This window comes from Streptomyces durhamensis (assembly GCF_000725475.1).
Taxonomy (GTDB): domain Bacteria; phylum Actinomycetota; class Actinomycetes; order Streptomycetales; family Streptomycetaceae; genus Streptomyces; species Streptomyces filipinensis.
Genome location: NZ_JNXR01000002.1, coordinates 405,582 through 421,643, shown reverse-complemented (window position 1 = coordinate 421,643; position 16,062 = coordinate 405,582). Strand labels below are relative to the sequence as shown.

General features: G+C 74.6%; 16 protein-coding genes. 10 read left to right on the top strand and 6 right to left on the bottom strand.

From position 1 onward, the window contains the following. A partial coding sequence (locus IO33_RS0103695; RefSeq protein WP_063765729.1) for an MFS transporter occupies positions 1–1,311 on the bottom strand: 1,311 nt, incomplete at its 3' end. A gap of 106 nt (positions 1,312–1,417) precedes the next feature. Between IO33_RS0103695 and IO33_RS0103690 the strand changes: the two genes are divergently transcribed. Beyond that, positions 1,418–1,936, top strand: coding sequence for a MarR family winged helix-turn-helix transcriptional regulator (locus tag IO33_RS0103690; protein ID WP_031160094.1), 519 nt, complete (start codon positions 1,418–1,420; stop codon positions 1,934–1,936). A 203-nt stretch (positions 1,937–2,139) separates the two neighbouring features. Here the strand turns inward: IO33_RS0103690 and IO33_RS0103685 are convergent, their stop codons facing one another. Further along, complete coding sequence (locus IO33_RS0103685) at positions 2,140–3,624, bottom strand: FAD-dependent monooxygenase (protein WP_031160091.1); 1,485 nt, start codon at positions 3,622–3,624, stop codon at positions 2,140–2,142. Between the two features lie 129 nt (positions 3,625–3,753). On the opposite strand from IO33_RS0103685, the gene IO33_RS0103680 reads away from it, so the two are divergent. Next, positions 3,754–4,332 (top strand): TetR/AcrR family transcriptional regulator, encoded by a 579-nt coding sequence (locus tag IO33_RS0103680; RefSeq protein ID WP_031160089.1) that lies wholly within the window; start codon positions 3,754–3,756, stop codon positions 4,330–4,332. Positions 4,333–4,450: 118 nt separating this feature from the next. Here the strand turns inward: IO33_RS0103680 and IO33_RS0103675 are convergent, their stop codons facing one another. The 3 genes from IO33_RS0103675 to IO33_RS0103665 are packed head-to-tail and all read right to left on the bottom strand — an operon-like array spanning position 4,451 to position 7,109. Continuing rightward, positions 4,451–4,726 (bottom strand): hypothetical protein, encoded by a 276-nt coding sequence (locus tag IO33_RS0103675; RefSeq protein WP_031160086.1) that lies wholly within the window; start codon positions 4,724–4,726, stop codon positions 4,451–4,453. A 58-nt stretch (positions 4,727–4,784) separates the two neighbouring features. Further along, on the bottom strand, positions 4,785–6,875 hold the full coding sequence (gene malQ / locus IO33_RS0103670) for a 4-alpha-glucanotransferase (protein ID WP_031160083.1): 2,091 nt from the start codon (positions 6,873–6,875) through the stop codon (positions 4,785–4,787). Next, positions 6,876–7,109, bottom strand: a complete 234-nt coding sequence (locus tag IO33_RS0103665) for a hypothetical protein (RefSeq protein ID WP_031160081.1) — start codon at positions 7,107–7,109, stop codon at positions 6,876–6,878. A gap of 171 nt (positions 7,110–7,280) precedes the next feature. Between IO33_RS0103665 and IO33_RS0103660 the strand changes: the two genes are divergently transcribed. The 5 genes from IO33_RS0103660 (at position 7,281) to IO33_RS0103635 (ending at position 11,758) form a co-directional block, all read left to right on the top strand. After that, entirely contained in the window at positions 7,281–7,892 is a 612-nt protein-coding gene (locus IO33_RS0103660; protein WP_031160079.1) for an RNA polymerase sigma factor, read from the top strand. Then, complete coding sequence (locus tag IO33_RS0103655) at positions 7,889–8,893, top strand: zf-HC2 domain-containing protein (RefSeq protein WP_031160077.1); 1,005 nt, start codon at positions 7,889–7,891, stop codon at positions 8,891–8,893. The genes IO33_RS0103660 and IO33_RS0103655 overlap by 4 nt, the downstream gene beginning before the upstream one ends. 173 nt (positions 8,894–9,066) lie before the next feature. Continuing rightward, positions 9,067–9,831, top strand: coding sequence for an ABC transporter ATP-binding protein (locus IO33_RS0103645; RefSeq protein WP_037684832.1), 765 nt, complete (start codon positions 9,067–9,069; stop codon positions 9,829–9,831). After that, on the top strand, positions 9,828–11,159 hold the full coding sequence (locus IO33_RS0103640; protein ID WP_031160072.1) for a hypothetical protein: 1,332 nt from the start codon (positions 9,828–9,830) through the stop codon (positions 11,157–11,159). The genes IO33_RS0103645 and IO33_RS0103640 overlap by 4 nt, the downstream gene beginning before the upstream one ends. Further along, a complete protein-coding gene (locus IO33_RS0103635) occupies positions 11,156–11,758 on the top strand; it encodes a hypothetical protein (protein ID WP_031160070.1) in 603 nt (200 codons plus the stop codon). Before IO33_RS0103640 ends, IO33_RS0103635 begins: the two co-directional genes overlap by 4 nt. 142 nt (positions 11,759–11,900) lie before the next feature. On the opposite strand, the gene IO33_RS0103630 is transcribed toward IO33_RS0103635, so the two are convergent. Beyond that, a complete protein-coding gene (locus tag IO33_RS0103630) occupies positions 11,901–12,437 on the bottom strand; it encodes an HNH endonuclease (protein WP_031160068.1) in 537 nt (178 codons plus the stop codon). A gap of 327 nt (positions 12,438–12,764) precedes the next feature. Between IO33_RS0103630 and IO33_RS0103625 the strand changes: the two genes are divergently transcribed. The 3 genes from IO33_RS0103625 to IO33_RS0103615 all read left to right on the top strand — a co-directional run bounded on the left by IO33_RS0103625 (position 12,765) and on the right by IO33_RS0103615 (position 16,051). Further along, positions 12,765–13,877, top strand: a complete 1,113-nt coding sequence (locus tag IO33_RS0103625; RefSeq protein WP_031160066.1) for a mechanosensitive ion channel family protein — start codon at positions 12,765–12,767, stop codon at positions 13,875–13,877. Between the two features lie 136 nt (positions 13,878–14,013). Next, the gene (locus IO33_RS0103620) at positions 14,014–14,631 is read left to right on the top strand and encodes a Uma2 family endonuclease (RefSeq protein ID WP_031160064.1); all 618 of its coding nucleotides are present in this window, start codon (positions 14,014–14,016) and stop codon (positions 14,629–14,631) included. Positions 14,632–14,839: 208 nt separating this feature from the next. Further along, positions 14,840–16,051, top strand: coding sequence for an ROK family transcriptional regulator (locus IO33_RS0103615; protein WP_031160062.1), 1,212 nt, complete (start codon positions 14,840–14,842; stop codon positions 16,049–16,051). The last annotated feature ends 11 nt before the right edge of the window (positions 16,052–16,062 follow it).

Here is a 16,062-nt window from a genome sequence, read left to right as displayed (position 1 = left end):
GGCTGGGACGGGGGCCGGGGCGGGGGTGCCGCCGCGGTGGGGCGTCGGGGCCGGCAGCGGTCGTACCGCCGCCGCCGGCAGGCGGTCCTCCGTGCGGATCAGCAGCGCGGCTGCCACCGCCGAGGTGACGACGAGCACCGCCCACGGCGCCCGGCCGTCCACCGCGAGCAGGGCCGTGAACAGGGAGGGCGCCACCGCCTTCGCCAGCGACCAGGACATCTGGTACGCCGCCAGATACCGGCCGCGCACCTCCTCGGGCGCCGCCTCGACCGCGAGCACCTGGGCGGCGGGGCTGTGGATCAGCTCGCCGACGGTGTAGACGACGACCACGGCGACCAGGGCGCCACCCAGGACCGTGGCCGACGCGGGCCGCACGGTGCCGAGCACGATCTGTGCGGCGAAGGCGGCCGCGAACAGGCCCCCGCCCAGCGCCGCCGCGCGGGTACGCCGGGCGCCGGTCCTGCGGACCCGCGCGCCGACACCGACCCCGGCCACCGCGCACAGCACCGTGTTGAGGGTGAACGCGGCACCGGTGAGCACCGCGGGACCGTGCAGCCACTCCACCAGGTACAGCGGGAAGAGGACCGACAGGGCCGAATAGCTCAGCGCGTTGAGGAAGTTGGCGCCGGTGACGACCAGGAAGGGCCGGTCGGCGAGGACGAGCCGGTAGTCGGCGCCCGCCCGGCGCGGGGCGGGGGCCTCGGCCGCCGTACGCGCCGGCGGCATAGGGCGCAGCGGCCGCAGCAGCAGCGCCGCGAGCGCGAAGGACAGGGCGTTGCCCCAGGCCGCCCAGGTGTAACCGGCGCTGCCCGCGAGGGAGATGACCAGCGTGGCCAGCAGCGCTCCCGCGCCGTTGCCCGCGTTCTGCAGCGCCCGCGTCGACGCCTGCAGCCGGTCCCGGCCCGTGCCGCGCGCCACCTCGCCGATCAGGGACTGCTGCGCGGCGGGGAAGGCCCGGTCGGCGGCGGCCGTGACCAGGGCGACGGCCGCGAAGGCGGCCAGGGAGTGGGCCAAGGGGTAGAGGGCGAAGCCGGCGACCCGGACGCCGTTCAGCACGTACTGCACGCGCTTGGCGCCGTACCGGTCCACCGCCGTCCCGGCGAGCGGCAGTGCGGCGATGCCCGCGAGGCCGGTGGCGGTGAGCACGGCGCCCACGAGCGTGAAGGACAGCCCGGTCACGGCGTGGAAGAAGACCAGTGTGAACGGGACGTACATGCCGGTGCCGACGCCGTTGACGGCGGCGGTGACGGGCAGCACCCACTCGTGCGGGACACGGTCGTCCGCGCGGCTCCTGCTGTTCGTCCTCTTCATCCTGGGCCCCCTCCTGAGTAGCTTGCTCGGAAGTAGCTTAGCGCTAAGCTACTTTTCCGCAAGTCACTTTCTTGCAGGCGACCATCGAGCGAGGAATACTCGGCCCATGAACGAAGGCCCGCAGCAGCGCAGGGATCCCGTCGACGCGATCATCGACCAGTGGGCCGCCGTCCGGCCCGACCTCGACACCAGGGCGATGGAGGTGTTCGGCCGGATCTACCGCCTCTCGCGCACCATGGGCGACCGCATGGAGGAGGCGTACCGCCCCTACGGCATCTCCCGCGGCGAGTTCGACGTGCTCTCGACCCTGCGCCGCTCGGGCGAGCCGTACACCCTCTCGCCGCGCCAGCTGTCGGCCACCCTCATGCTCACCACCGGCGGCATGACCGGCCGTCTCGACAAGCTGGAGAAGGCCGGCCTGCTGCGCCGCTCCCCCGACCCGCACGACCGGCGCGCCCTCCAGGTGACCCTGACCGAGAAGGGGCTGGACGTCATCGACCGGGCGGTCGGCGCGGGCCTCGCGGTCCAGGCCGAGGCCCTGTCGCCCTTCGACAGCGAGCAGGCCGGCCAACTGGCCGGCCTGCTGCGGGAGTTGCTGTCGGCCACCGAGGAGGCGGGGCACTAGCCCCTTTCCGGGGAGGCGGGGTACTGGCCCCCTGCCGGGGAGGCGGCGTACCAGCCCCCTTCCGGGGAAGCGGGGGTACTGCCCCCCTGCCGGGGAGGCGGCGTACCAGCCCCCTTCCGGGAAAGCGGGGTGCTGGCCCCCGGAGAAGCGGGACACTCCCCCCGGAGAAGCGGGGCACTGACCCCCTCCGAGGAAGCCGGCTGCTAGTCCCCTGCCGGGGAAGCGGGACGCCGGGCCCCCGGGTGGGCGGCCAGCGCCGCCTCGATGTCCGCCGCGGTGGCCGAGTCGGCGGCCCAGGCCGCGTATCCGTCGGGGCGGACCAGCACGGTCGTACGGCGGTCGCTCGCCCAGCGCGCCACGGCCGGCCGGTCCCTACGGCCGGCCCCCACCTCGTACGGCTCCGGTGTGATCAGGACGAACCGGCCGCCGCGCAGCGCCTCGTACAGGCGAGTGCCGCCGGCCAGGGCGACGTCCGGGACGCGGGTACCGGTCATCGGGTGGGCGCCCCGGGGCGCGGGGTAGCGGTAGCCGATGCCGGTGACCCGGGCGGCGACCGCGCGCCGGGCGGGGCCCACGGCGTTCAGGAACGCGGTGAGCGCGGCGCGGGCCGCGAGGGTCCAGGGGCGCTTGGCCATGGCGAGGCGGACGATCCCGCCGCTGCTGCGCAGCACCGCCCGGCCCACCGGGTGCCGCTCGGCCTGGTAGGTGCCGAGCAGCGCGGGGTCCGCGTGGCCGGTGACGACGGCCGCCAGCTTCCAGCTCAGGTTGGCCGCGTCCTGGAGCCCGGTGTTCATGCCCTGGCCGCCGGCCGGGGTGTGCACGTGCGCGGCGTCGCCGGCCAGGAACACCCGCCCGACCTGGTAGGCGGGCGCCTGCCGTTCGTCGCTGTGGAAGCGGGACATCCAGCGGGCGTCGTGCATCCCGAAGTCCCGGCCGAGGGCGAGGCGGGTGATCTCCTGAACCTCGGTCAGGTCCAGCGGCGCGTCGTCTGCGACGTCACGGCCGCGGTGCCAGCCGATCACCCGGTAGTAGCCGTCGCCGAACGGCGCGAGGAAGGCGAAGGCGTCGCCGACGGCGTTGACGGTGAGCAGGGTCGGCGGCTTCTCGGCGAGCCTGACGTCGGCGAGGACGACCGACCGGATCACCGACCTGCCCGGGAACGGCAGCCCGATCGCGTCCCGTACGCCGCTGCGCATGCCGTCGGCGCCGACGACGTACGCCGCACGCAGGCTCTCCGCACGCCCCTGCGGACCGCGCACCTCGACGGTCACCCCGTCGGCGTCCTGGGCGAGCCCGGTCAGCTCGGTCTCGTACCAGAAGCCGGCACCCGCCGCGACCGCGCGCCGCTCCAGGACCTTCTCGACCTCGTACTGGGGGAGGACGAGGAGATGCCGGAAGCGGGAGGGGAGGACGCCGAGGTCGATGGTGAGGCGGCCGAACAGACGGAGGCGGTCCAGCGGCTGTCCCACGGCCTCCAGGTCGTCGGCGAGACCACGCGCGTCGAGCTGTTCGAGGGTGCGGGCGTGCAGGACGAAGGCGCGGGAGAGGTTGCTGATCTTCCGGGGGCGCTTTTCGAGGACGGTCACCGGGACGCCGGCGGCGGCGAGATCACCGGCGAGCAGCAGGCCGGTGGGGCCGGAGCCGACGACGATGACGTGCTGCGTGCCGTTTCCCTTGGTGCCGGTCATGGTGGCCTCCTGGGCGCCAACATCTGTTGGCCAACGGGCGTTGGTCAACGCTTGTTGGCAAGCGTAGAGCGGTGGACCCGCCCGAGTCAACGGTTGTTGGCCTACGCCTGTTGACCTACGCTCGTTGGCATGACCGACGGCACGAAGACCAACCCCGCACGCCGCTCCGACGCCACCCGTGGCGCCATCCTCGCCGCCGCCCGCGAGCGGTTCGCCGCCGACGGCTACGACCGGGCCACCATCCGGGCGATCGCCAAGGACGCGCGCATCGACCCCTCCATGGTGATGCGCTACTACGGCAGCAAGGAGGGACTGTTCGCGGCGGCCGTCGCGCTGGACCTGCGGCTGCCCGACCTGGCGCGCGTGCCGCGGGACGAGGCCGGACAGGCCCTGGTGGCCCACTTCCTGGGCCTGTGGGAGGAGAACGAGGAGCTCACGGCCGTCCTGCGGGTCGGCGCCACCAACCAGGCCGGGGCCGAGCGGATGCAGGGCATCTTCCGGGACCAGCTGCTGCCGGTGGCCCGGCAGGTGTGCCCCGACCCCGAGCAGGCCCCCGCCCGGGCCGCGCTGTGTGCCGCCCAGTTGCTCGGGCTGGCCCTGACCCGCTATGTGCTGCGGCTGCCGCCGGCGCGGGAGCTGACCCGCGAGGAGCTGCTGGCGTGGCTCGGGCCGACCGTGCAGCGGTACCTGACCGCGCCGAATCCCTGAGCCGGAGAGCCGGAACGCCGGGGCGGAAAAACGCCGGGGGCGCCGGTCTCACCCGGGTACGGCGTGCGCGCGTACCAGCGGGAGGACAGGCGCCCCCGGCGGCAGAACCGGTGTCCGGTCAGGCCTTGGCCCCGGACTTCGCCTTGGCCTTCGCCGACGGGACGATGACCCTGATCTTGGACTTGTCCAGCGTCATCACCAGACCGGCGATCACCACGAACAGCGCCAGCGGGATCAGCACGTAGAGGCCCAGCGTCTGGACGACGCTCAGACCATGGCCGGGGTCGTCGCCGTCGTCGCGGGTCAGCGCGAGCGCGGGGGACGACATGAGCAGCATCATCAGCGTCGTGCCGGCGGCCAGGGCGCCGGCGCGCAGGGCGTTCTTCTTGTCCACGATCTCAAGTTAGCGAACCACCCGGAAGGACGCGCGCCCGGGGTCCACTAGCGGGGGTTCACCCCTCCCTGGCCTGCGTGAACACATCGAGCAGCGCCCTCAGCCGGGGCGCGGCCGTCAGTTCCTCCAGAGGCACCGGCCGGCCCTGGCGGTCCGCGATCGGCAGCCGCCAGTTCGGGTACTGGTCCCAGGTCCCCGGCAGGTTCTGCGGGCGCCGGTCGCCGACGCCGTCCGGGAGCCAGACGCCGATCAGCCGGGCCGGGGTGCGCAACAGGAAGCGGTGGACGGCGCGGATCTCCTCCTCCTCGTCGGTGCCGGGCGGTCCGGCGGCCGTCAGGTCCAGCAGGCCGAGGCTGCCGAGCAGGGCGAGCCACTCGGCGGCGTCGGCGGTGGCCTCGGCCCGCTCCTCGGTGGCCGGGCGGGTGAGCAGGCCCAGGCGGTCGCGCAGGTCGACGTGGTCGGCGGTCAGCCGGGCGGCGGTCGGCGGCAGGTCGTGGGTGGTGGCGGTGGCCAGGCAGCCGTCGCGCCAGCGGTCGGGCGGCAGCGGGCGGCCGTCGCCCTCCCAGTCGCGTTCGAACCACAGCACCGACGTGCCGAGCACCCCGCGCCGCGCGAGCGTCTCGCGCACGCCCGGCTCGACGGTGCCGAGGTCCTCGCCGATGACGACGGCCCCGGCACGGGTGGCCTCCAGGGCGAGGATCGCGAGCATGGCGTCGGCGTCGTAGCGGACGTAGGTGCCCTCGGTGGGCGGGCTGCCCTGCGGGACCCACCACAGCCGGAACAGGCCCATGACGTGGTCGACGCGCAGGGCGCCGGCGTAGCGGAAGAGGGCGCGCAGCAGGTCGCGGTACGGCGCGTACCCGCAGGCGGCGAGCCGGTCCGGGCGCCAGGGCGGCAGGCCCCAGTCCTGGCCGCGGGCGTTGAAGGCGTCGGGCGGGGCGCCGACCGACATACCGGCGGCGAACACGTCCTGCTGGGCCCAGGCGTCGGCGCCGGCCGGGTGCACGCCGACGGCGAGGTCGTGCACGATCCCTACCGGCATCCCGGCCTCGCGGGCGGCGCGCTGGGCGGCCCGGAGCTGGCCGTCGGTGAGCCAGGCGAGGCGGGCGTGGAACTCGACCCGGCCGGCGAGTTCGGCGCGGGCGCGGGCGGTGTCGGCCGAGCGGGGGTCGCGCAGTTCGCCGGGCCAGCGGTGCCAGTCGGAGCCGTGGGTCTCGGCGAGGGCGTACCAGGTGGCGTGGTCGTCGAGGGCCTGGCCCTGGGCGGCGCGGAACTCGTCGTAGGCGGCCCGGCGGCCGGGGCCCAGCGGGACGGCGAGCACCTGTTCCAGTGCCTCCCGCTTCAGCTCCCACACCGCGTCCCGGTCGATGAGGGCGCCCTTGTCGAGGACGGTGGCGCGCAGCCGCTCGGCCCGCTCCAGCAGTCCGTTCAGCCGCTCGCGGTCCGGGACGTACGCGTACTCGGGGACGTCCTCGATCCGCAGGTGCACGGGGTCGGGGAAGCGGCGGGAGGACGGGCGGTACGGGGAGGGGTCGGTGGGGGCGCCGGGTACGGCCGCGTGCAGCGGGTTGACCTGGATGAATCCGGCGCCGGCGGTGCGTCCGGCCCAGCCGGCCAGCTCGGCGAGGTCACCGAGGTCGCCCATGCCCCAGGAGCGGCGGGAGAGCAGGGAGTACAGCTGGACCAGCAGGCCGTGGGAGCGGCCGGGCGGGGCGGGCAGCCGGTCGGGGGCGACGACGAGGCGGGCGTGGCCGGTGCGGCCGTCGGGGGCGGCGGCGGTCAGGCGGTGCACGCCGAGCGGGAGGTTCCAGGTCCCGTCCCGTTCCTCCCCCTCCTCGGTCCGCACGCGCAGCCGCGTGCCGGGCGGCAGCGCGGTGAGGGCGGCGGGTCCCCGCGGGTCGCCGGCCCAGTGCACGACCGTCGGCGGCAGCAGGCGCTCGCTCAGCTCGCGCTCCCGGACGGCGAGCGCGGTGCGTACGGCGCCGGGGCCGGCCGCGTCGACGCCCAGGGCGGCCAGGGCGGCGATCACGGCGGAGGCGGGGACCGGGACGTCGCGGCCCGGGGCGGGGCTGTAGGAGGTGGCGACCCCGTGCAGCTCGGCGAGCCGGGACAGGTCCGCTTCCGCGGGGTCCTCCAACGCCGCGGCCATCTACACCCCCGCGCCGAAGGCGTCGGACTCGCTGGTCAGCGGGGTGGCGTCGGCGAGCGGCGGCTCGCTGGTCAGGGGCTCGGCGTCGGGCAGGGGTGGTTCGCTGGTCAGCGGGGTCTGGGCGCAGGCGCTCTCCGCGCTGAAGACGCACAGCGGTGCTTCGGCGGTCGTGGCGGACGGCTCCGCCACGGGTTTCCACTGGGCCGGGATCGAGAGTCGAGCCGGTGCGGCCACGGGGGCCTCCTTCGGGTGAGTCGGTTGCTCGGGTCGGATGATGCGGCTTTGAACGGGTTACGGCAGGCCTACCCCGTGACGGCGTCCGCACTCGCGGACGTTCCGAGCACCTGTCCGTGATCCGGCACCGGCCCGGTGATCGATAGAGAGGGTGTGAAACTGTTCCGCCCCATGGGGGGCCAGCGGGAGAGCGACGGGAGAGCCGGCGCCGCCGACGGGGACGCGGCGCTGCTGCGGGCCGTCGCCGCGGGGGACGCGGCCGCGATGGCCGCGCTGTACGACCGGCACGCGGGCTGGCTGCACGCGCGGCTGACGCGCCGGTGCGCCGACCCGGAAACGGTGCGCGAGGTGTTGCAGGACACGTTCGTCACGGTGTGGCGGTCGGCGGCCGGGCACCGCGGGCAGGAGGCGGGCGGCTGGCTGTGGACGATCGCCGCGCGCCGCCTCGTCGACGCCCGGCGGGCGCAGGAGCGGACCGCGCGGACGGCGGCGCCCCTGGAGGCGGCGGTCGGCCGCCACGAGCCCGCCGGCGCGCCGTCCGCCGAGGACCGGGTGCTGGCCGGACTGGAGTACGGCGATGTCGGCACCGCCCTGGACCGGATCTCCCCGGAACTGCGCGAGGTGCTGCGGGCGACCGTGGTGGACGGGCTGAGTACCCGTGAGGCGGCCCAGCTGCTCGGCATACCCGAGGGCACGGTCAAGTCCCGCGCCCGGCGCGCCCGTGCCGAACTGCGGGCCGCACTGGCCCAGTTGAACCCGTCCCCGATCGGAGGCACCGCATGAGAGACGGCAACGCGCGCGTCTGGCACGTCTCCGGCGAGCTCGCCGCCCGCTATGCCGAGGGCACGCTGCCGGAGCCGGACGCGTGGTCCCTGGAGAAACACGTGGAGGACTGCGCGGGCTGCGCGTCCCGGGTGTCGGACGCGGTGGGCGCGACGACGGCCGGCACGGTGCTCGCGCAGGTCCGGGCGGCGGTCCTGGAGACCGTTGTGGACCCGGCCCCGGACACGGCCCCGGAGACCGCGCGGACCCCGGTACGGCGGCCCGCCCCGAAACGGCATCCGGTGGGGCGGACCGCACCCGAGCGGCGACCGGGACGGCCCACCGCCCCGCAGCCGCGAACGCGTCCGGCGCGCTCGTCCCCGAGGCCGCACGGCTCCCGGCTGCCGCGGCTGCTGTGGGCGGCCGGGCCCGCCGTGCGCGGGGCATGGCTGCCCGCCGTGCTCGTCGTGGCCGCCGGCGCGCTGGCCCTGGCCTACGGCGCGGGCCTCCCCGGCACGCGGGCGCTGCTGCTGGCGGTCGCGCCGGTCGTGCCTGTGACCGGGATCGCCCTGTCCTACGGCCCGCACGCCGACCCGCTGCACGAGATCGCGGCGGCCACCCCGGGCGGCGGACTGCGGCTCGCGCTCATCCGCACGGTCGCCGTCCTCGCGGTGAGCGTGCCGCTGCTGACCCTCACCGGTCTGCTGCTGCCCGCCTCGGGCGCGCCCGCCGCCGCGGCCTGGCTGCTGCCCGGGCTGGCGCTGTCGCTGGGCTCGCTGGCGCTGGCCTCCTTCATCGGCTGCCGGGCGGCGGCCCTGGTGACCGGGGGCGGCTGGCTGGCGGCCGTCCTGGGCCCGGTGCCCGGCGCGTCCGGCGACGCGGGCGGCGCCCGGCTGGCCGAGCAGCTCTCCCGCTGCCTCGACGGCATCGGCGCACAGAGCGCGTGGGCGGCGGCGGCCGTGCTGAGCGCCGTCCTGCTGGCCGCCCGCCGCCCCGTGTACGACCGCCCGCTCGGCCGGTGACGGCGGGCGCCACGCCCGCGGGCCCAGCCGCGAACCGGCCGGGATCCGCCATGCCCCGGCCGTGACCCGGCCATGCCGTCCGGCCTGCTGAACCACTCCTCCCTGAACCACTCCTCCCTGAACCGCTCCTCCCTGAACCGCTCCTTCCTGGAGAGTCCTTGAACTCCATACATGTGACCGGCCTGCGGGTCCGGCACCGCAAGACGCTTGCCCTCGACTCCCTCGACCTCGGTCTCGGCACCGGTGTGCACGGGCTGCTCGGCCCGAACGGGGCCGGGAAGACCTCGCTCATCCGGGTGCTGGCCACGGTCGCCCGGCCGGACGCCGGCCGGGTGGAGATCCTCGGCGAGGACACCGCCGAGCACCGCGGCCGCACCGAGGTGCGGCGCCGGCTCGGCTATCTGCCGCAGGAGTTCGGCTACTACCCGGGCTTCACGGTGCGGGAGTTCGTCGCGTACGTGGCCTGGCTGAAGGAGGTGCCCGCCGAGCGGGTGCCGGACGCCGTGGAGCGGGCCGTGACCCGGGTGGGCCTCGCGGACCGCGCCGACGCGAAGGTGCGCACGCTCTCCGGGGGCATGGTCCGCCGCGTCGGGATCGCGCAGGCCATCGTCAACGACCCGGCCGTACTGCTGCTGGACGAGCCGACGGCCGGGCTGGACCCGGAGCAGCGCGTGGAGTTCCGCGCGCTGCTGCGCGAGCTGGGCACCTCGGCGACGGTGGTGGTCTCCACCCACCTGGTGGAGGACGTGGCCGCCGCCTGTACGGAGGTCACCCTCCTCGACGGCGGCCGGGTCGCCTACCGGGGCACGCCGGAGGCGCTCACGGCGCTCGGCGAGGCGTCCGACGGTCCGGGCGACCATCCGATCGAGCGCGGGTACACCGCCGTACTGCGGGCTCACCGCACGGCGGGCAGCGGCGCGCGGGAGGCCGTGCGATGACGATGCTCGCGCAGCGCAGGGCGCCGGGGGCGCGCAAGGGGGCTCCGCACCCGCTCCGTACGGAGGCCGTGCGGGGTTTCGCTCCGTTCGCGGGGGCCGTGGTCCTGGTGACGCTCGGGGTGATGCTGGGCTACACGGCGAAGCGGTGGCAGGGCGACTGGGGGGCGACCGCCGCGGAGGTGCACAACGCCCTGCTGATCATGCTGCCGCTGGGCGCCGCCGCGGGCTGCTGGCAGGGCGGACGGGAGCGGCGGCGGCGTACCGAGGAGCTGTGGGGGACGGTCGTCCGGCCGCCGCTGGTGCGGTTCCTGGCCGCCGCGCTCCCGCTGACGGCCTGGGTGACGGCCGGCTATCTGGTCGCCGTGGCCGCCGCGCTGCTCGCGACGCAGCCGTACGCGCTGGGCGACCGGCCGCACCTGGGGCTGCTGCCCGGGGACGCGGCGGCCCTGGCCTCGGCGGCACTGGCCGGCCAGGTGGCCGGGCGGGTCCTGCCGACGCGGCTGGCGGCGCCGCTGCTGGCCGTGGCCGGGTACGCCGGGCTCGGGGCGGCGACGATCGGTTCCTCTGGCCACGGCTCCCCGCTGAGCCCCGTGTTCTTTGTCGGCGACGACGAACTGCCGGTGTGGTGGCAGCCGGTGGCGATGGCCGTGTGGACCGGTGGTGTGGCGCTCGCCGCTGTGCTGGCGTACGCCGCCCGGCGCCGGACGGCGGCCCTGCTGCCGCTGGCCGCCGCCGTGGCCGCGGGTGCGCTGCTGGTGCAGACCGGCGAGGGCCTGGTGCGCCCGGATCCGCTCTCCCGGCACCAGGTCTGCGACACCTCGACCACTCCGGCGGTCTGTGTGAACACCCGGTACGCGAAGCTGTTGCCGCAGGTCAAGGCGGCCGTGGCCGGGATCACCGGCAAGCTGGAGGGGGTGCGGAACCTGCCGGTGCGCTGGGCGGACCGGCAGGGCGGGCTCCACCCCGACGAGGCACAGCTGCCGATCGTCACGCCGGTCGGCTGGGCGCTCGTACGGGGGCGGCTGACGAATCCGCGCCAGTTCGCCTGGGAGGCCGCCGCCGCGCTGGGGCGGCACACGGAGTGCGAGGATCCGCGGGTGATGGAGCTGGACGAGCTGGTCGAGCACTATCTGGCGCCCCTCCCCTACGAGTCCCACATCGACGGGCTGGACGCGCACGGCTCCAAGGCCCAGCGCGCCGAACTGCGCAAGAGGGTGGCCGCGCGGGCGCACCTGGCGGCGATGAGCGACACGGAGCGCAGGGCATGGCTGTCGGCGTACTTCGCGACGGCGGGCAGCTGCGATGTCAGGGGGGTGCCGCAGCTGTGAACGGCCTCGTCCTCTACGCCCGCTCCCGGGCCCTGCCGCTCACCCTGGCCGCGCTCACCGGGACCACGGCGTTCGCGGTGTGGTCCGCCGGGCAGCTGGACAGCTATCTGGACCCGGACCGCCGGGTGCCCGTCGTGGCGCTCGCCCCGCTGCTGGCCTCGGCCGTGATCGGGACGAGCCTGTACACGGCCTCGGCGGAGCTGGACCGTACGGCCGTACGACCGTGGTGGCCGCGGCGTCTGGCGCAGCTCGCGCTGCTGACCGCGCTGGCGGCGGCCCTGCTGTCGCTGGCGGTCCTCGGCCACACCGAGACCTTCGGACCGCCCGCCATGATCCGCAACACGCTGGGCTGCACGGGGTTCACGGCCCTGGCCGCCGTTCTCCTGGGCGCCCGCCTGAGCTGGCTGCCGGCCTTCGCCTATGTCTCGGCCGTGTACATGGGCGGCCACGGCGCCCGTGGCCGCGCGGCGACGGTGTGGGCGTGGCCGATGCAGCCGGGGGCGGAGAGGGGCGCGTGGGCGGCGGCGGTCACCTTGTTCGCGCTGGGGGCGGCTCTGTACGCGGCGGCGGGCGCCCGCCCTGAGGGGCCTCGCGCCTGAGACGCCGGGGCGCGGGCCGGCTTGCGGGGGCGCGGGGCCGTGTCGACGGGCGGCTCCGCCGCGTGGGCGCGACCGGCCACGAACGGCCGCCGGGCCCCTGTCACCGCGCCCCCTGGGAGGCGAAAGAACACGGCCCGGAAAGTCAGGCAGAGATGCCGTCGATCCGGGCCAAGGCGTCATCCGCGCCATACGGCTGCAAGTAAGGCAACCAGCGCGGATCCCTGTGCCCGGTACCGATGATCCGCCAGGCGAGCCCGGACGGCGGGGCCGGCTTGTGCCGCAGCCGCCACCCCAGTTCGACGAGGTGGCGGTCGGCCTTGACGTGGTTGCAGCGGCGGCAGGAGGCCACCACGTTGTCCCAGACGTGCTTGCCCCCGCGACTGCGCGGGATGACGTGGTCGACGCTGGTTGCGACGCCACCGCAGTACATGCACCGGCCCCCGTCGCGGGCGAACAGCGCGCGGCGGGTGAGAGGAACGGGCCCCCGATAGGGAACCCGGACGAAACGCTTGAGCCGGACCACGCTGGGTGCGGGGACTGTGACGGTCGCGCTGTGCATATAGGCGCCGGATTCCTCCAGGGAGACGGCCTTGTTCTCCAGGACGAGGATGAGCGCGCGGCGGAGCGGTACGACGCCGAGCGGCTCGTACGACGCGTTGAGGACCAGGACATGCGGCACGGGTGCCTCCTTGGGCGTCGGCGGCGCGTGGCTCGCGCCGGGACGATCTGCAGTCAGTCTCCCCTCATGCCTGGTGGAAGCGCCACCATGTCCCGGTAACGGGCTGGGAGTGTTTTCGACCACATCCGATTCATCCCCCGGATCATGGCCGGTTCAAGCCAGGGTGAGCCCCGTCTCTCCTGTGCCCCTCCTTGGCGGATCCGCGTGGGGCACACACAATGCCCCGTTAGTGTGGTGGTCCTGTCCGTCCGGTGACCTTTTCGTGACCTTGAAGACCTTGACCGCCCCCACCGGCCGGACCTGCGCAGCACCTTGGAGGTACCTGCCGTGTCGTCCTTGCCCGCCGTCCTGCTGGCCGCCGGTGCGTCGCCGACCCCGTCCCCCTCTCCCTCCGGATCGACGGAGCCTGCCGTGCCGTCGCTCCAGGACGCCCAGCAGAGCGCGACGAACGCGGCGAGCTGGGTCGAACAGAACTGGTCGACCTGGCTCGCGATGGGGCTGCAGATACTGCTCGTCGTGGTCGTCGCGGTGGCGCTGCGCGCGGTGGTGCGGCGGGCGATCACCAAGCTGATAGACCGGATGGGCCGCACCGCCGACGCCGTGGACGGCACGGCTCTGGGCGGGCTGCTGGTCAACGCCGAGCGGCGGCGGCAGCGGTCGGCGGCGATCGGGTCGGTGCTGCGCTCGGTGGCCAGCTTCCTGATCATGGGCACCGCCGCGCTGATGGTGCTGTCCACGTTCCGGATCAACCTGGCGCCGCTGCTGGCGTCGGCCGGTGTGGCCGGTGTGGCGATCGGTTTCGGCGCCCGCAACCTGGTCACGGACTTCCTCTCCGGCGTGTTCATGATCCTGGAGGACCAGTACGGCGTCGGTGACGTGGTCGACGCGGGGGTGGCCACCGGTGAGGTGATCGAGGTCGGGCTGCGCGTGACCAAGCTGCGCGGCGCGGCCGGCGAGATCTGGTACGTGCGCAACGGCGAGGTCAAGCGGATAGGCAACCTCTCCCAGGGCTGGGCGACGGCCGGGGTCGACGTGACGGTGAAGGCGAGCGAGGACCTGGACCGGGTCAAGGCCACGCTGGACGACGTCGCCGAGCACCTGAGCAAGGAAGAGCCCTGGAACGAGCTGCTGTGGGGGCCGGTCGAGGTGCTCGGCCTGGACTCCGTGCTGATCGACTCCATGGTGGTGCGGGTCTCGGCGAAGACGATGCCGGGCAAGGCGCTGACGGTGGAGCGGGAGCTGCGCTGGCGGATCAAGCGGGCGTTCGACCGGGCGAGCATCCGCATCGTGGGCGGTGCGACGTCCGTGGAGGACGCGGAGGACGCTCCCGACCCGACGGCCTCGGTGGCGGCGCCTTCGGTGTACGCCAACGCGGACTCCGCCCAGTCGGCGGCGACGGCACCCATCGCCGCCCAGCGGCCGGCGCCCCCGGCGAAGTAGCGGAACGGTTCGGCACACACGTTCGAGTGAACAGGTGGGGCATCCCGGCGCGCGGTGCGCACGGGGTGCCCCATCGTTCTGCCGGGGCGCCCAGTGCGGGCTTAGCCTGTCATCAGTGCGACAAGGAGAACCAGCGATGAGCGCGGAACCCCTCACGGAGCCGGTGATGACGCAGGACCCCATCGATCTGCTGATCGCGATCGAGGAGGCGTCGGTGGCGCCGATTCGACCCGAGTACGTCGAGGGGACGGTCATCGTGCCGCCACAGCCGGATTACAACCACAGCAACGGCGCCGTCAAGGTCACGGTCCAGCTCCACATGGCCGGAGTGGACCTGGCGGGCATGGGCATGGGCTTCCGGGCCGCCCACCAGGATGGCAGCACCATGGCTCTGGTGATTCCCGACCTCTACGTCCTGCACCGGGAGCCGACCGAACTGGACAGCTCGTATCTGAAGGTGCACAAAGGCTGGTACCCGATCGACATGGTCGCTCTGGTCGGCGAGGTCACGTCGACCAATCACGCGGTGGACACCGGCCCCAAGCTGGCCACGTATGCCGCCGTAGACATCCCCGTCTACGTCCTGATCAACCGAAATACGAAGACCGCCCACTGCTACACCGATCCCGTCCTCCCCGGTGACGACCCGACCGAGGCCTACTACAAGACGGACACCAAGGTGACCCTCGGCGACCCCCTCCGTCTCCCCGCGCCGTACCCCACCCTCGACACCACCCCCTTCCTCGACAACTGAGCCCCCGGACCCTCCCGTCCCCGAGATAACGACTCCGTCGCCTCGGGGCTCCTGTCTATTGACGCCCCCTTCGTCCTGGGCTTACGTTCCTCGCACCGCGATAGGAAACTTTCCTAACAGTGATCTTCCCGCGGCCGGTGATCAAGGCTGGACGCCGAGCCCGGGTCGCTGAAAAGCTGGGTGGCTGGAAAGGCAGGTGTCGATCTCCATGGCAGGAACCGCCGGTACGCCGGGCACCCCGCGCGTGCTGCGCGCCATGAACGACCGTGCCGCCCTGGACCTCCTGCTGGAGCACGGACCGCTCTCGCGCACCCGGATCGGGAAGCTCACCGGCCTGTCCAAGCCCACCGCCTCGCAGTTGCTGGCCCGCCTGGAGGCGGCCGGACTGGTCCGGGTGACCGGCACCAGCGAGGGCCGGCCGGGCCCCAACGCCCAGCTGTACGCGGTCGATCCGGGCGCCGCGTACGCCGCCGGGCTCGACGTCACCCCGGACCGCATCCGCGCCGCCGTCGCCGACATCACCGGCCGGACCGTGGGCGAGTTCGAGCTGCCCACCCCCGGGCGGCGCCCGGCACAGCCCGTCGTCCGGCAGGTCACCGACGCGCTCGACGGTGCCGTGAAGGCCGCCGGGCTGGCCCGGTCCGATGTGCACCGGCTGGTCATCGGCACCCCCGGCGCCTTCGATCCGAACACCGGGCGGCTGCGTTACGCCTCCCATCTGCCCGGCTGGCACTCCCCCACCCTGCTCGACGAACTCGCCGCCGCCCTGCCGATGCCGGTCGAGTACGAGAACGACGTCAACCTCGTCGCCCTCGCCGAACAGCGGCTCGGGGCCGCCCGGGGCCACGCGGACTTCGTGCTCCTGTGGAGCGAGGAGGGCCTCGGGGCCGCCCTGGTCCTCGGCGGCCGGCTGCACCGCGGCTGGACCGGCGGCGCCGGCGAGGTCGGCTTCCTGCCGGTGCCCGGCACACCCCTGGTGCGCCAGGTGGCCAAGGCCAACAGCGGCGGCTACCAGGAGCTGGCCGGCTCCCAGGCCGTACCGAAGCTGGCCCGTGAACTCGGCATCGAGGACGTGCCGTCGGGGCCGCACACCGAGGTCGCCGCCGAACTCGTCGCCCGTGCCGCCGACCATGCGAGCGGCCCCTACCGGGAACTGCTGCAGGCCTACGCGACCCGGCTCGCCACCGGTCTCGCCTCGCTCGTCTCCGTCCTCGACCCCGAACTCGTCGTCCTCAGCGGCGCCGCCCTGACGGCCGGCGGCGAGGTGCTGCGTGGCCTCGTCCAGGCCGAGCTGGAGGAACTCGCCGCGGCCCGTCCCCGGCTGCTCGTCGGCGACGTCCACGAACACCCCGTCCTGCGCGGCGCGTTGGAGTCCGCGCTCGTCACCACCCGCGACGAGGTCTTCGACACCTCGCGCTAGAGCGCCCCGCC

Coding starts and splice junctions, on each gene's coding strand:
- IO33_RS0103690 (WP_031160094.1), top strand. CDS start 1,418: ATGAACGAAGGCCCGCAGCAGCGCAGGGATCCCGTCGACGCGATCATC.
- IO33_RS0103685 (WP_031160091.1), bottom strand. CDS start 3,624: ATGACCGGCACCAAGGGAAACGGCACGCAGCACGTCATCGTCGTCGGC.
- IO33_RS0103680 (WP_031160089.1), top strand. CDS start 3,754: ATGACCGACGGCACGAAGACCAACCCCGCACGCCGCTCCGACGCCACC.
- malQ (WP_031160083.1), bottom strand. CDS start 6,875: ATGGCCGCGGCGTTGGAGGACCCCGCGGAAGCGGACCTGTCCCGGCTC.
- IO33_RS0103660 (WP_031160079.1), top strand. CDS start 7,281: ATGGGGGGCCAGCGGGAGAGCGACGGGAGAGCCGGCGCCGCCGACGGG.
- IO33_RS0103655 (WP_031160077.1), top strand. CDS start 7,889: ATGAGAGACGGCAACGCGCGCGTCTGGCACGTCTCCGGCGAGCTCGCC.
- IO33_RS0103640 (WP_031160072.1), top strand. CDS start 9,828: ATGACGATGCTCGCGCAGCGCAGGGCGCCGGGGGCGCGCAAGGGGGCT.
- IO33_RS0103620 (WP_031160064.1), top strand. CDS start 14,014: ATGAGCGCGGAACCCCTCACGGAGCCGGTGATGACGCAGGACCCCATC.
- IO33_RS0103615 (WP_031160062.1), top strand. CDS start 14,840: ATGGCAGGAACCGCCGGTACGCCGGGCACCCCGCGCGTGCTGCGCGCC.